The sequence below is a fragment of the Sorangium sp. So ce281 genome (assembly GCF_051527395.1).
Lineage (GTDB): Bacteria > Myxococcota_A > Polyangia > Polyangiales > Polyangiaceae > Sorangium > Sorangium cellulosum_B.
Genome location: NZ_CP150322.1, coordinates 2,370,621 through 2,385,575 on the forward strand (window position 1 = coordinate 2,370,621; position 14,955 = coordinate 2,385,575).

At 71.1% G+C, this 14,955-nt stretch carries 10 protein-coding genes; 4 read left to right on the forward strand and 6 right to left on the reverse strand.

Annotated features, from left to right (window positions below):
• Positions 1–93 precede the first annotated feature (93 nt).
• The gene (locus WMF27_RS09040; protein ID WP_437769325.1) at positions 94–1,602 is read left to right on the forward strand and encodes a phenylacetate--CoA ligase family protein; all 1,509 of its coding nucleotides are present in this window, start codon (positions 94–96) and stop codon (positions 1,600–1,602) included.
• Between the two features lie 18 nt (positions 1,603–1,620).
• Here the strand turns inward: WMF27_RS09040 and WMF27_RS09045 are convergent, their stop codons facing one another.
• Both WMF27_RS09045 and WMF27_RS09050 read right to left on the reverse strand, forming a co-directional pair.
• Positions 1,621–4,272, reverse strand: coding sequence for an SUMF1/EgtB/PvdO family nonheme iron enzyme (locus WMF27_RS09045; RefSeq protein WP_437769324.1), 2,652 nt, complete (start codon positions 4,270–4,272; stop codon positions 1,621–1,623).
• A gap of 215 nt (positions 4,273–4,487) precedes the next feature.
• On the reverse strand, positions 4,488–5,153 hold the full coding sequence (locus WMF27_RS09050) for a hypothetical protein (protein ID WP_437769323.1): 666 nt from the start codon (positions 5,151–5,153) through the stop codon (positions 4,488–4,490).
• 225 nt (positions 5,154–5,378) lie between these two features.
• Between WMF27_RS09050 and WMF27_RS09055 the strand changes: the two genes are divergently transcribed.
• Positions 5,379–6,260, forward strand: coding sequence for an NAD-dependent epimerase/dehydratase family protein (locus WMF27_RS09055; RefSeq protein WP_437769322.1), 882 nt, complete (start codon positions 5,379–5,381; stop codon positions 6,258–6,260).
• A gap of 58 nt (positions 6,261–6,318) precedes the next feature.
• Here the strand turns inward: WMF27_RS09055 and WMF27_RS09060 are convergent, their stop codons facing one another.
• The gene (locus WMF27_RS09060) at positions 6,319–6,957 is read right to left on the reverse strand and encodes a Uma2 family endonuclease (protein WP_437769321.1); all 639 of its coding nucleotides are present in this window, start codon (positions 6,955–6,957) and stop codon (positions 6,319–6,321) included.
• Between the two features lie 181 nt (positions 6,958–7,138).
• On the opposite strand from WMF27_RS09060, the gene WMF27_RS09065 reads away from it, so the two are divergent.
• The gene (locus tag WMF27_RS09065) at positions 7,139–9,235 is read left to right on the forward strand and encodes a CotH kinase family protein (protein ID WP_437769320.1); all 2,097 of its coding nucleotides are present in this window, start codon (positions 7,139–7,141) and stop codon (positions 9,233–9,235) included.
• Here the strand turns inward: WMF27_RS09065 and WMF27_RS09070 are convergent.
• Together WMF27_RS09070 and obgE are read right to left on the reverse strand one after the other, a co-directional pair.
• The gene (locus WMF27_RS09070) at positions 9,227–10,462 is read right to left on the reverse strand and encodes a hypothetical protein (protein ID WP_437769319.1); all 1,236 of its coding nucleotides are present in this window, start codon (positions 10,460–10,462) and stop codon (positions 9,227–9,229) included. The genes WMF27_RS09065 and WMF27_RS09070 overlap by 9 nt on opposite strands.
• A 912-nt stretch (positions 10,463–11,374) precedes the next feature.
• Positions 11,375–12,415, reverse strand: a complete 1,041-nt coding sequence (gene obgE / locus WMF27_RS09075) for a GTPase ObgE (protein ID WP_437769318.1) — start codon at positions 12,413–12,415, stop codon at positions 11,375–11,377.
• A 99-nt stretch (positions 12,416–12,514) separates the two neighbouring features.
• On the opposite strand from obgE, the gene WMF27_RS09080 reads away from it, so the two are divergent.
• Complete coding sequence (locus WMF27_RS09080) at positions 12,515–14,029, forward strand: ATP-binding protein (RefSeq protein ID WP_437769317.1); 1,515 nt, start codon at positions 12,515–12,517, stop codon at positions 14,027–14,029.
• Positions 14,030–14,061: 32 nt separating this feature from the next.
• On the opposite strand, the gene WMF27_RS09085 is transcribed toward WMF27_RS09080, so the two are convergent.
• Positions 14,062–14,745: a hypothetical protein gene (locus WMF27_RS09085; protein WP_012234436.1), complete on the reverse strand. Its 684-nt coding sequence runs from the start codon at positions 14,743–14,745 to the stop codon at positions 14,062–14,064.
• Positions 14,746–14,955: the final 210 nt, after the last annotated feature.

Consider the following 14,955-nt stretch of genomic DNA (forward strand, 5'->3'; position numbering starts at 1 on the left):
CTTTCGCCCGCGAGCGGATAGAGAGGCAGGCGGGCGCTTTCGTTGAACCGGCGTCCGCTTGCTGCGAACCATCGGACGGAGGGAGATCTCGCGATGCAGGATGTGCAACCCAAGCGGGTCCTGGCGGCCATCGACGCCTTCCTGAGCACGCCGCTCGACGCGGCGCTGTCGCGGCACCGTGAGGCCGATCCGGCCGACCGCGCGCTCGCGCTGTTCCACGAGGTCGCCGCCGCTGTCCCTGCTTACCGCCGCTTCCTCGCGGAGCACGGCGTGGACCCGGCGGCGATCCGGACGCCCGCGGATTTCGCGGCGCTGCCGGTGATCACGAAGCAGAACTACGTGCTCAGGCACCCCATCGCGGATCTGTGCCGCGGGGGGCGGGTCGAGCCGTGCGACATGATCGCCGTCTCCTCGGGCTCGACCGGAAAGCCGACGTTCTGGCCCCGCTCCGTCACGGACGAGCTCCCGATCGCCCGGCGCTTCGAGCAGGTGTTCCACGACGGCTTCCGGGCCGACACGCGCCGCACGCTCGCGGTCGTGTGCTTCGCGCTCGGCTCGTGGGTCGGCGGGATGTACACCGCCGCGTGCTGCCGTCACCTCGCGGCGAAGGGATATCCGATCACGGTCGTCACGCCGGGCAACAACAAGGACGAGATCTTCCGCGTCGTGCAGGATCTGGGGCCGGCGTTCGAGCAGGTCGTCCTGCTCGGCTATCCGCCGTTCCTGAAGGACGTCATCGACACGGGGCGGGCCCGGGGCGTCGACTGGGCACCTTTCCGGATCAAGCTCGTGATGGCCGGGGAGGTGTTCAGCGAGGAGTGGCGGTCCCTGGTCGGCGAGCGCGTCGGGTCGACGTCGCCCTGCTACGACTCGGCTTCGCTGTACGGGACGGCGGACGCGGGCGTGCTGGGCAACGAGACGCCGCTCAGCGTCGCGATCCGCCGGTTCCTCGCGGGGAGGCCGGACGCCGCGCGCGCCCTGTTCGGGCAGGACCGGCTCCCGACGCTCGTGCAGTACGACCCGGCCGACAGGTACTTCGAGCAGCGCGACGGGATGCTCCTCTTCTCGGGCGACAACGGCGTCCCGCTGGTTCGTTATGCGATCCTCGACAGCGGGGGCGTCACTTCGCACGCGGACATGATGGCGGCCCTGGCCGGCTTCGGCTTCGACCCGCGGCGGGAGCTCGACGGGGAGCGTGGGGCCAGGGAGCTCCCGTTCGTCCATGTGTTCGGGCGCTCGGATTTCACGGTGTCGTACTTCGGAGCGAACATCTATCCGGAGAACGTGGTCGTGGGCATCGAGCAGCCCGGCGTGAAGGAGTGGGTGACGGGGAAGTTCGTGCTGGAGGTCCGCGAGGGCGCGGACAGGGATATGGCCCTCTCGGTGGTGGTCGAGCTCGCGCCGGGGGAGGGGGAGAGCGAGGCGCGGCGCGAGGCGGCGGCGCGGTCGATCGAGGAGCACCTCGTCCGGCTGAACAGCGAGTTCAGGAGCTACGTGCCGGCGGGGAAGCGGGCGCCGCGGGTGACGCTGCGGGCGGCGGGAGATCCGGAGTACTTCCCGCTCGGAGTGAAGCACCGGTATACGCGCAAGCCGGCGTGGTGAGGGCGGCGGAGGACGAGGTCAATCTCGGCGGCGGGCGGGGCCTGCGCAGCGGAAGCTGAGGTGCTCGTTCTTATGCCTGGGCTTGTATCCAATCCGACTTGCCGAGCGCAGCCACTTGGGCCTATCGACGAACGAGCCGCCGCGTACTGTTCGGGCAATCTCGTTTGCATGCTGAGCTACTATCTTCAGGCGTGGGTCGGGTAACGCTGTCTTATCAAGCCCGTGATACTCATCCCATGTCCACTCCCAAACATTCCCGTGCATGTCGTAGAGAGCCCACGGATTGGGCTTCTTTTGTCCAACCGGTGCAGCCCGGTTTTCGCTGTTCTCGCGGTACCACGCGTAGTCCGCCAGCCGGTGCTCGTCATCGCCGAAGAAATACCGAGTTGTAGTCCCGGCGCGGCACGCGTATTCCCACTCCGCTTCCCGCGGCAGCCGGAAACCGTCCGCGCCGTGCACCCATGCCAGGCTATCCAACGTTAACAGGTAGCAGGGCTGCCTGCCCGCCAGCCGAGAGAGCGCATTGCAGAACTCGATGGCGTCTTGCCACGATACGTTGCAGATGGGGCGGTTTGCCTCCTCTCCGGCGGTCTGGCCTGTCACGGCAGCGTATTGTTCCACCGTGACCGGTGTAGTAGCGATTGTCAATGCCTCGACCGCCACCTCCCGCAGGGGCCTTTCGGCCTTGTGAGCTTCCGTGTCTTCGTCGGGGCTACCCATGAAGAACGTTCCGCCAGGGATGTCCACTAACGTCAGGAGTGACTCGAAGAAGTCGCTCCGGTAGATCACCTTGGGTGCTCGATTCCTGCCCGGCTTCTCGAGGAGGGTGCAGTGGAATGTACCGCGCTCCTCGAATGGCGCCTCCGCCGAGCCAGGGAGCGGGTGCTTCGGCCATATTAGGCTCCAGTTCCCGGACACGACCGTTCGCTCCCCGCTCACGTCGAGTTCCAACGCGGTCAACTCCACCGGACTTTCAGCGCGCGCCGCCCGCGGCCTCAGGATGGCTTTTTGGATCGCATCGCGAACCGGTCCGCCTTCTCTCGAGTCTTGCCACACAACGCGGTTGCGGCGGAGCTGCGCCTGCCGCTCTCGCTCGGGTACGGGGCCTTCTGCCGTTTCCAGCGCTGCCCCTTGCTGGATCACCGGACCGTCTGGCGCTTCCATCGTCGTCCCTTGCTGGGGAACCGGTCCGTTTGATGCCTCCAGCGGCGCACTGCCTCCCCCCGCCGCGCCACTGAGCGCCTTACAGAACGCTGCCACATCGGGATACCTCTCCGATGCCTCAAACTCGATCGACCTCTCGAGCACCTTTCTCACCGCACCGCTGCAAGGCAGCTGGTCTATTACCCGCCCCGGATACCGCATCATGATGGGCGGCAGCTCCGCCCCGTGTAGGCAGAACACCGCCGTCATACCGAGCCCATACACGTCCGCGCGCGCGTCCGCGTCCTGCGGGCGGTGCATCAGCTCCGGCGCCGCATAAAGGAAGGTCCCCAGCGCCCCGCTCCTCGTGCCCCCCGTCGTGTCGCGCGCCCAGACCAGATCGAAGTCCGTGATCCGGGGCAGCCCGTCCGCGTCGAGCAGGATGTTCGCCGGCTTCACGTCCCGATGCACGAGCCCCCGCCTGTGGGCGAACGAGATCGCCTCTCCAGCGCTGAGGAGCATCGGGATCACCTGCTCTGCTGCCAGCCGTTTCCCCACGACCGCGCTGCGCACGTCCTCGCCACGGACGAGCTCCATCACGAAGTAGTGCCAGCCGCCGTCTTCGCCCTTCGGCTCCAGGATGCGCACCACGCCGGGATGGTCGAGCTCCGCCATCGCGCGCGCGCCCCGAAAGAACCGCTCCTGCCGGCTCTCGTCGCCCGCGAGGTTCGGGTGCAGCACCTTGATCGCCACGGGCAGGTCGCCCCGCCCCGCGTCGAGCGCGCGCCACACGGTCGCGAACCCGCCGCGCCCGATCCGCTCCAGCAGCAGGTACCGGCCGTCGCTGAGCTCCTCGCCGACGTGGAGCTGGCCGCCTTCCCGGCGCTTGCGCCTGAGGTCGACGATCTCCCGGTCCACCTGCTCGGTGCTCGCGCCGGCGGCCCTCAGCTTCACCCGCCGCTTCTGCGCGGCGGCGATCTGCTTGTCGACAGCGCGGATCGCCTCGTCTGCTTCGCGCGGGCTCACGCCGAGCGCGCCGGGCGGCGCGGCCGCGCTGTCGCGCGCCGCCTCCGACCGCGCGCTCGCGGCGGCTTCCTCCACGGCCGCGCGGATGCCCTGCACGACCTCCCTCCACGCTTCATCCGGGTTGGCCCAGCTCGTCACCGCAGTTCCATCGCGAGGCAGCGCCTGGAGCTCTGCCAGCGGGGTGCCCTCCAGGTCGCACGCGCGCACCAGGATGGGCACCACGCGCGCTGCCCCGCTGCGATGACGCTCCAGCGCGCGCCCGAGCTCTCGCTCGTAGCAGCTGTCCGAGGCGAGGAACGCCTCGCTCACCAGCAGCAGCACCACCTCGGCGGAGGAGAGCTCCGCCGCGATCGACTCGTCGCGCACCGCGCCTGGGCCGATCCGGCCGCGGTGCCAGGTGCTCACCAGGCCCTGCCGCTTCAGGGAGGCGAGGTGCGCCTCGAGCGCTTCGAGGTGCGACCGATCCGCGGGGGCGTAGGAGATGAAGACGTGGACCGCCATGCGCAGAGGAGCGTCGCTGCGGCGAGCACGCTGCGTCCCGGCCGCCCGCTCCCCGCCCACCAGGCTACCAGATGCGGCGCGGGCCCTCGACCATCCGTTGGATCCACGCCGTCCCGGCCGTGGAAGCGGCCGGGGCGGGCCCCGGGGCGCGGGCCGTCGACCTGCGAGGTCGAGGTGCCACCATGCCAGCGCGGAGACGTGCTCGCCGCATTCGCTCAGCCTCTTCGCCTGATCGTTGCCCGGCCCCTCCGGCCAGCGTCGCCGCGCGCCACGTCGGCCGTCGCCTCGGTGGTGCCAGCGGCCTTCGTCCGTGGGACGCGCTCGTCTTCGCCGCCCGACGCACGCCGCCCGACGTCGCTGCCGTCGCATCGCATCACGTCGAACGAGGCGTGCCTGCGCGGATCGAGCGAGGCGTGCCTGTGCGGCAGGAACGGGAGCGCGTCGTGCCTCGTGATCTCGACCTTGCTCTCTTCGTCGATCGTCACGGTGAACGTGCGGTCCACGTCGCACGTCGTCTCGGGGTCGGTGAGCTTGCCGCGCACCTGGAAGCTGGCGGTCGTGGCGCCGTCGTCCATGGCGGCATGGATGTTCCTCGAATCGAAGGACGCGTCGATGGAGGTGATGGTCATCCCCGAAAGGGCCGTCACGACCGGGGGGTCGACCCATGCGCCTTCGTGGTTCAGCTCGATCCACAGGAGAGCGCTGGGCTCCTGAGGATCCTTGGTGAGCGTCCCTCTGGCCCACAGCGCCGAGCCGTCGGCGACCTCGTCGCACACGAGCGGCGGAGACGGAGGGTTGATAGCGCCGTCGTCCTCACACGCGGTGAGCCCCGCCGTCGCGACCACGAGCAGCAGCTGCTTCGCTCTCTCCCTTTTACCCATCTCCCTGTCCTTCCTGCCTTCGGTGCGCCTCTCCCCCGCCACGCCGGCGATCGCAGCGTGGCCGCCAGCCCTACCATCCTAGGCGGGGGCGCAGACCCGGCGACCCACCCGCACGAAGACGACGACCTCGCGCCCCCGTCCGTGCACCTCGGGCCCGGCCGGCAGCGCTCTCGCGCCGCAGAGGCGTCCTCTCGCTCTTGCTGGTAGAAGCGTCGCCCGGAACCCATGCTCAACACCTCCCCCCCGCTCATCGTCCTCGGCTGCGGCTTCACCGGCGCGGTGGTCGCCGGCCTGCGGAGGGCGTCCGGCGGCCGCGTCGTCGCGACGACGCGCTCGTCCGAGCGCGCCGCGGAGCTCGCGCGGGCGGGCATCGAGGTGAGCGTCCTCCCGGCGCTCACCGCCGAGGCCGTCGACCGGCTCGTCACGGACGGCGCGGACGTGCTCGTCGCCTTCCCGCCTGACGGCGCGACCGACGCCGCGATCGCGCCTTCGCTCCGCCGCGCGCGCGCGATCGCGTACGTCTCGTCGACCGCCGTGTACGGCGACGCGACGGGGCGCATCGACGAGGCGACGCCCACGTCGGCCGACGGCCCCCGCGCGGCGGCGCGCCTCGCGGCCGAGGACGTGTACCGCGCGCGCGGCGCCGTGGTGCTGCGCGCCGCGGGCATCTACGGCCCGGGCCGCGGCCTGCACCAGCGGCTCTTGCGCGGCGACTTCCGCATGACCGGCGAGGGCGATCGGCAGGGCAGGAACGTCGTCTCGCGCATCCACGTCGAGGACCTCGCGCGCCTCGCGCTCGCGGCGCTGGAGCGCGCCGCCCCCGGCGAGATCTTCCTGGTCGCGGACGACGCGCCCGTGCCGCAGATCGAGGTCGTCCGCTGGCTCTGCGCGCGGCTCGGCCTCGCGCTGCCTGCCGGGGCGCCGCGGGAGGATCTGCACGAGACGCTCCGCCACGATCGCGCCGTGGACAACGCGAAGGTCAAGCGCGCCCTCGGCATGGCGCTGCTCTACCCGAGCTACGTCGAGGGGTTCGAGGCGTGCCTGGCCGTCGAGGCCGAGGCGCCGGCCCCCGCCCCGAGCGAGCGCGCCCCGCGGGGCCGCGGGTGAGCCGCGCTGGCATCGCGGGTGAACCGCCGCGCGGCCGCGCCGCTCGCCGCCCGCGCTGTCACGCCTCGCCGTCTGCGCTGCCTTGCGGCGGCTCCTGCGGCTCCGTCGCGTCGAGCCGATCGAGCTCGCGGAAGAGCGCGTCCAGATCGAGCGTCAGCCCCCCGCAGCCCGGAACCTCCCGGAGCACCCCTCCGGGCGCGGTGAGGCGGTGCTGGTAGAGCCCGCCGCGCGCGAGCTCGTGGATCTCAAGGGTGCGGAGCTGCGGATCGAGCAACCAGTACCAGCGCACCCCGAACGCGGCGTACTCCTCGAGCTTCTCGACGCGATCGCGCCGGCTGTCCCGCGGCGAGGGGGAGACGATCTCGACCATGATGTCCGGCGGGATGCCGACGGCGCCACGGGCCGGGGGCCTCCGCGAGGTCGGGAGGAACGCCGACACGTCGGATTTGCGCCCGCGCCGTGGCTTGAGCGCGTACTTCACCTCGGAGCCGAAGACGAAGCCGCCGCGCGGGATGAGCCAGGCCCGCAGGGTGTGGATGAGCCAGGCGACGGCCAGCTCGTGGACGCAATCGGGCATCTCTTCCTCGACCAGGCGGCCATCGATGAGCTCACCGGCCTCGTCTTCCGGCAGCGCTGCCCACTCCGCGACGGACAGGAGGCGGGCTGCCTGGGGCTCGGGATACGGGCGCTGGCTCACGCCTGGAAAACTACCATCACCACGCGCCTCGTGCCGGGTCATCGTGCCGGGTCATGAGCGGGGTCGCGAGGTCACGCGGCGCCGCACGATGTCCAGCGAGGCGTCCATGCCTGCCGTGAAATTCAGGCATCGACGGACGCGATGGCCGCGACTAGGGTCGGGGCTCTTGGAGGATCGCTGGATGAAGCTTGGGTATTGGATGGTGCTTGCATTTGCGGCTGCCGCGGTGGGTGCGGGCTGCGGCGATGACGAAGGCGCGAGCAGCGGCGTCGGGCCAGGGGGCTCGGGCGGGGCTGGCGCCGGAGGCGCTGGGGGCGGAGGCGCCGGAGGCGCTGGGGGCGGAGGCGCCGGGGGCGGAGGCGCCGGAGGCGCCGGCGGAGAGGGCGGCGCGAGCGACGGCGGGAGCGGCGGGCAGCCCCCGACGCCGCGGTGCGAGCCGTCCGACCCCGCGCTGGCCGACCGCGACGCGGACGAGCTGTACGCGGCGGAGGAGGTCCCGCGCTTCGACTTCTACCTTCCGGAAGAGCGCTGGGCGGAGCTCAAGGAGAACGCCCGCGACGAGCGGTATGTGGAGGCCGAGGCCTGCTACAAGGGCAAGAGCCTGGGCGTGGTCGGCCTGCGGTTCAAGGGCGGGTACGGCACCCTCGACATGTGCTTCGACGGGGAGGGGAACCTCACCTGTCCGAAGCTCAGCATGAAGGTGAAGTTCGACGAGGTCGTCGACGGACAGCGCTTCTACGCGCAGAAGCGCCTGAACTTCCACTCCATGATCTGGGACCCGACGAGGCTCCACGAGCGGATCGCCTATGGCCTGTTCCGGGAGATGGGCGTCGCCGCCCCGCGGAGCGCGTGGGCGACGCTGCGCGTGAACGGCGAGTCGCAGGGGCTCTTCTCGATGGTCGAGGACGTGGACGGCCGCTTCCTGGAACACCACTTCTCCGAGGCTCCGGACGGCGATCTCTACAAGGAAGCGTGGCCGGTCTCGGACGACGCCGGTTACTACGCGGAGCGGATCGAGACGAACGAAGACGTGGCCACGCACGAGCGGTTCATCGCGTTCTCGACCGCCCTCGCGTCCTCCGAGGGCGCGGAGCGGCTCACCGCGCTGTCGGAGTGGGCGGACGTCGAGCAGCTGCAGCGCTACATGGCCGTCGACGAGGCGATCGTGAACTGGGACGGCGTCACGACCTACTATGCCAACGAGGCGGGCGCCGCGTTCAACCACAACTTCTACGTCTACGACGAGCCGTCCTCGGGCAAGTTCCACCTCATCCCGTGGGATCTCGATCAGACCCTCGGCCCCAGCTCCTACTTCGGCCACGTGCCGCGATGGACGGAGACGCCGGCGGACTGCAGCGCCGTGGTCCCGGTGTTCATGGGCTCCGAGCACGTGCGCCCGCCGGGCTGCGATGCGCTGTTCGGCGCCTTGAACCAGGACGCAGCGGGCTACAAGGCCGCGCTGCAGGCGCTCCATGAGGGCCCGTTCAGCGAGGGGCGGCTCGAGGAGCAGGTCGACAAGTACGCGGCGCTGATCCGCGCCGCCGTCGAGGAGGACCCGCTCGGGCCCGGGCTCGCCGGGTGGGAGCCCGCGGTGGAGCGCCTCAGGAACGAGCTGCCGATCCTGCGAGAGCGCCTGGGCCGCTTCGCCAGCGGCACGCCCCTCGCGCCCTTCTCGTTCACCGCGACGGGGATCAACGACTTCGAGGCCGCGGACACCCTCGGGCTGTACGTCGGGACGGTGCTGTCCACCAACAACGCGTCGAGCGCCGTGCAGGGCCTTTCGCAGGAAGCTCCGCTGAACGGCGCGCAGAGCATGCTCCTCCGCTTCGACTTCCGCGACGAGGCGTCTCCCTGGGGGCAGTACGTGTACTTCGGGGTGCCTCTCGCCGAGGGCATGCTCGACGCGACGGCGCTCGAGGGGGTCCGCTTCTGGGCGCGAGCGGAGGCGGCGCGCGGGATGCGCTTCGACGTCGAGAGCCCGGCGCAGAGCGAAGGGCTCACGGGCGTTCGCCACGGATGGGACGTGCGGCTCACCGCGGAGCCGACGCTGATCGAGCTCAGGTTCGCCGACATGGCGCTCCCGGGCTGGGCCATCGATCAGGGGCGCGACCCGGGCGACGACGTGAACGACGTGCTCCGGTCGATCGTCGGCCTCTCCTTCAGCGCGGAGATGAACGGCGTCCGCGCGAGCGGCTTCCTCGGCAAGGACAAGGTCGACTCGGGCACCATCGAGATCGATGATGTCGAGTTCTTCGGGCCGGCGTCCGGATCACCCTGAACGACGGATACGGAGGCCAGGAGCCGAGCGCTCCGGGTCTCCGCCCCTCCTGCGGCGGAGCCCGAGGCTCACGGCGAGGAGCAACGCGGCGACGCCGCCGGCGGACGGCGCGTCGCCGCCGAGGCTGCAGCTGCAGCCCGCCGACTCCCCGCTCCCGCTCGCGTCCCCGCCCGCGCCGGTGGAGGGAGCCCCACCCGAGCCCGATCCGGCCGCGCCCGACGCGGCGTCGCCCGCGCCGACCGAGGCGGCCACGTCGAGCGTCGGACCCGCCGCCGTCGTGCTGGCAGGAGCCGGCGGCTCCTCGGCGCACATGCCGGCCACGCACCGCTCGCCCGCGGGGCACACGACGCCATCGCAGAGGTCGACGCACGCCCCGCCACGGCAAGTGGTGCCCGCGCCGCACGACACGTCGGCGCACGCGGCCTCGACGCACCGCCCGGTGTCCGCCGCGCAGCGGTCCGCCGACGGACAGCCCCGGCAGTTGCACTGGACCACGCAGACGCCGCTCTCGCACACCTCGCCCGCGCCGCACGTCACGCCGTCGCACGGATCCAGGCAGCGGTCGCCGCGACAGGTCTGGCCGTGCGGGCACACCACGCCGTCGCACGGGGCGCGGCACACGCCGTCATGGCACACCTGGCCGACATCGCACTTCGCGTCGACGCACGCCTGCTCGACGCACAGGCCCTCCACGCACACGAGCCCAGGATCGCACGGGAACTCGGCCGAGCCGCAGCGGTTCACGCAGCGGCCGCGGCTGCACACCTGGTCCTCCGGACAGGGCGCCTCCTCGTCGACGATGTCGTCGCAGTCGTTGTCGATGCCGTCGCACTGCTCGGCCTGGCTGCCAGGCTCGACGATCGGCGTGCAGATCGCCTGTCCCTGCCCGTCGCAGTCGGAGATGCCCGCGCGGCACGCGCCCACGTTCTCCTCGACCTCGCACGGCTGGCCGGCCGCGGGGCACGTGATGCCGGAGAAGCGGAACAGGAAGTCCTCGTAATCGAGATCATTGCCGTTGACGCCCGCGCTGCCGGCGGCGTTCCGGAAATCGAGATCCTCGAACCCCAGGTAGAACGTGTTGGCGAGCTGGTTCGACCTGTAGATGAGATCGGAGTACCAGGGCCCCGGGCTCTCGCACGCCGTACACTCCACGTTGAAGCGGTGCTCGGTGTAATGGTACTGCGTGGCGTTTCCATTGCCGGTGCCGTTCGGGTTGGGGATCAGCACGAAGCCGATGAGGCCTCCCGCGTAGGCGGGGTTCTCCCGGATCGAGACGGCCGTCAGCTCGCGCTTCTCGGCGGACGGCAGGGAGCCCGAGAACGGAAAGAGGATCTGGATATCGCTCTCCGGCGCCGGGGTGCTGAGGTTGGCTCCGGTGTCGACGGGGACGTACAGCGGCGGGTCGTCGCCGTCGCGGCCATCGTCGACGTTGTACCAGCCGACCGCGAAGTTGGCGCCGCCCCCCCTTCTCGATGTACTTGCCGCTGAACTCGCAGAGCGGCGAGAACACCTGGGGCTCCACCGCGGCGTCGGCCACGACGTCGATCATCTCGTCGAGCATGTCGTTCTTCTCCGAGCCGTTCAGCAGATCGCTCAATCGGCTCGTGACCACCGGGACGACGGTGCCGTTCGGCTGCGCCACATCCGCGCGCGCCGTCCCGCCCGCGCCGAGCGCCACGAGGAGGGCCACACGCCACGCGAGAGAAGAGGGGTTGTTGGGGGTCGACCAGCGCATAAGGCTTCTCCTTCCGACAGGACACGTGAGTCTGGATCGTAAATTGGACTCGAGTTTTGCTCTCCTGTCCAGGTGGCGCGCGCGCCCGCTCGAACCAAATAACGACGGATGTGGAGGACCACCCCACGTGAGAACACTTCGTGTCTGTGCGCACGAAGGCGGCTGCCCCCCTTTTTCCAGTGCGCCGGATGACGGGTGATGTGATGACGAGGGGGCGCGAGGCGCCGGCTCTGCGCCGCCATCCGCGTTCTTCAGTGTTCTTCCGCGTTCTTTCGCGTTCCGCGAGCCAGCGTCCGTTCGAGCCAGCGCGCCAGCGGGCTCCGCCGTGTCACGATGCGCCGACGGCGGCGGCGCTCACGCCGCGCCGTCGGTGCGCGCCGCGCCCGCCGTCCGGGCCGAGGCGCTCAGCCGTCCTGCTCTGCCGGCTCTTCCCGCTTGCGCGCGAGCGCCGCGAGCTCGCGGACGAGCTCCGGCACCCCCTCGCCCGTCGCAGCGCTGATGAGGTGGAGCTTCACCTTCGCCTTCGCGAACCGCGCCTTGAGCTTCGGGTAGGCCTCGCGCACCTCGGTCAGATCGGCCTTCGTCAGGGCGACGATCTCCGGGCGCACCGCGATCTCCGGGCTGAACTTCTTGAGCTCCTTGCGGAGCGCCCGGTAGTCGGCGAGCGGCTCGCGGCCCTCGCCCGGGTCGAGCGTCACGAGGTGGAGGAGCGCCCGCGTCCGCTCCACGTGCTTCAGGAACTGGATGCCGAGCCCGACCCCCTCGCTCGCGCCAGGGACCAGCCCCGGGATGTCCGCGATGACGAAGCTCGACCCGCCCGCCCGGACGCCGCCGCCGATTTCGACCATGCCCAGGATCGGGGTGAGCGTCGTGAACGGGTAGTCGCCGATCTTGGGCCGAGCCGCCGAGACGGCCGCGACGAAGGTGCTCTTGCCGGCGTTCGGGAAGCCGAGCAGGCCGATGTCGGCGAGCACCTTCAGCTCGAGGCGGAGCTCACGGGCCTCGCCCGGCTCGCCCGGCTCCGCGCGCCGCGGAGCCCTGTCGTGCGGCGACTTGAAGTGCAGGTTGCCGCGGCCCCCCTTGCCGCCGCGGGCGACGATGACCCGCTGGCCGTGCTCGGTCACGTCGGCGATCAGCTCGCCGCTCTCCGCGTCGAAGATCTGCGTCCCCACGGGGAGCTTCTCGACCCGGTCGGCGCCGGCGCGCCCGTGGCAGTCGCTCCCCATCCCGTGCTCGCCCCGGTCGGCCTCGAGCGTGCGCGCGTAGGTGAAGTCGAGTAGCGTGGACAGGCCCCCGTCGCCCACGAAGACGACGTCCCCGCCGCGGCCGCCGTCTCCACCCGCGGGGCCGCCGAACGGGATGTACTTCTCACGACGGAATGCGATCGCTCCATTGCCGCCATCCCCGGCGATCACCTTCAGACGGCACCGATCGACGAACCGCATGACGGCGGCTCATAGCATACAATTTAGGAAACACCCCAAAGCGGAAGGACGCCCCGCGCCCCGGGCCGCCCGCCGGACCGCTCGCCCAGGAGACCCCAGGTGCCCGCTCGAATCCTGATCGTGGACGACAACACGAGCCTCGCCGCAAACCTCCGCGAGGTCCTCGAGGGCGCGCGCGAGCTCGACGTGGAGGTCGCCCTCGCGCCCGACGGCAAGCAGGGGCTCGCGGCCGCCCGGCGCGACGGGTTCGACGTCGCGGTCGTCGACGTCAAGCTCCCGGACGCGAGCGGCCTCGAGCTCATCGCCCCGCTCCGCGCCGCCGCCCCCCACGGCGAGATCGTCCTCGTGACCGGCTTCGCGACCGTCGACGCCGCCATGGCCGCGCTCCGCGCCGGCGCCTTCGCCTTCATCCTCAAGTCGTTCCGCCCGGAGGAGCTCATCTCCACCGTGGCCCAGGCGATCGAGAAGATCTCGCTGAAGCGGGAGCGGGAAGAGCTCGAGCGCCGGTACCGGGCGATCATCGACGCGGCGGACGTGCTCATCCTCGGCCTGAACGCCGGCGGCAGCGTCGCGCTCTTCAACCCGCGCCTGTCCGCGCTGACCGGCGTGTCCTGCGACGGCGCGCTCGGCATGGCGTTCTCCGAGGCGCTCGTCGACGAGCCCGATCAGCGCCGGTTCAACCAGTCGTTCCTGAGCGTGGTCGAGGGCGACGCCGCCGCCGAGGTCGAGGTCGGCGTCCGGGACGCGGTGGGCGCGATCCGCCGCGTGCGCTGGCACCTCTCCGGCGTCCGCGGCGGCGGGCGCGGCGGCAGGACCGACCTCGTCTACGGCATCGGCATCGACGTGACCGAGCGGCGCGCCCTCGAGCGGCGGGCCGCCGACGCCGAGGCCCTGAACGCCATGGCCCCGCTCGCCCTCGGGCTCGCCCACGAGATCAGGAACCCGCTGAACGCCGCGGTCCTGGAGCTCCACCTGCTCAGCCGCGGCATCGACCGCCTCTCCGACGAGGCGATCCGCGAGCCCATGAAGCGGCGCGTCGGCATCGTCGAGGCGGAGATCGCCCGGCTGGGCAGGCTCCTCGGCGAGTTCCTCGAGCTCGCCCGGCCGCGCGCGCCCCACCGGGAGCCCGTCGATCTGGCCCGCGTCGTGCGCGACGTGCTCGACCTCGAGGAGGAGGCGTTCGCGAGCCACCACGTCGAGGTCGTCCGCGATCTGGCGGACGACTGCTTCGCGCTGGGCGACGTCGAGAAGCTCAAGCAGGTGGTCTTGAACCTCGTCGTCAACGCGCTCGACGTGATGCCCGACGGCGGGGTGTTGCGGGCCTGCGCGTCGGGGGACGCGCACCAGGTGTGGCTGTCGATCGGGGACACGGGGCCAGGGATCGCGCCGACGATCCTCGCCGAGATCTTCGATCCGTTCTTCACGACGAAGGCGGCGGGCACGGGCCTCGGGCTCGCGATCGTCCGGAAGATCGTCGACCAGCACGCGGGCCGCGTGGATGTCGCCGCGCACGCCGCCGACGGCACGACGGTCCGGGTGAGCCTCCCCCGCTTCGTCCCCGAGCCCGTCGAGCGCCCGATCGGCTCGTCACCCCCCCGCGGCGCTGGAAGCTGACGGGGCCCGGTACGCGCACCGTCGAGCGGCGTTCACCCCACGATACGCATGGGGGGCTTCAGGGGGAGGGGAGGCTTGGAGCCGGGGGCGGAGGGGATCGCGGAGGGGGCGGGCTTGGGCACCTCGCCCTCGAGGGCGGCGAGCGCCACGAACAGCCGGTCCATGCCGTAGTCGAGGGCCACCTCGCGCTGGAAGACGTGGGCGACCTTGATGAGGCGCAACGACGTCTGCTTGCCGAGGTCGATCTCGCGCTCGAGGAACGCCTCGAACGAGCCGTAGCCCTTCGCCTGATACAGCTCCTGCTGCTGGATCTCGGCGAGCACCACCCCGATATCGAAGAACCCCTTGTCGAGCCGCTTGCGGAGCGTGCGGATCTTCTGGGTCTGGTTGTGGAGCTCGGCGATCTTCGCCTTGATCTCCTCGGCGCCGCTCGGCACGCGGATGGTCGCCCGGGCGCTGCCAGGGGGCGCCGGCTCCGCGGCCCGGGCCCGCGCCTCGGCGGCGTGCTTCGCGGCGTGCCGCGCAGCCCAGGGCGCAGCGCCACGGAGGCCGAGCTTACGCTTCGACGCGCTCGACGCTGATTTCGAATCTTCCTTGATTACCGGATTCACGGGCTTCGCAAGTTGAGCTTCTGCGCCCCCCTTGCTGCTCGAAGAGGCCTTCTTCTTCATACCCGTCGCCTTCTCGGAGCTGCCCTGCTTTGTGATCTTCGGCATGTCGCTGCGTCCCCCGCTGGGTACGAGATCGTCGCGGCCCTTCGCCTCAAGCGCGCGCCGCCCGCGCGGCGGTAAAGACCCGCACGGCTGTCAAGCCCGATTGGCTCACCAGGTCGTCGCCTTACCAAAAAATCGACCACCCCGTCCACTAAGTTTCGGGGAGGCTTTTCGCTTTCCCGAAGGGCAGCATGACCCAAGATCGGTCCGGGA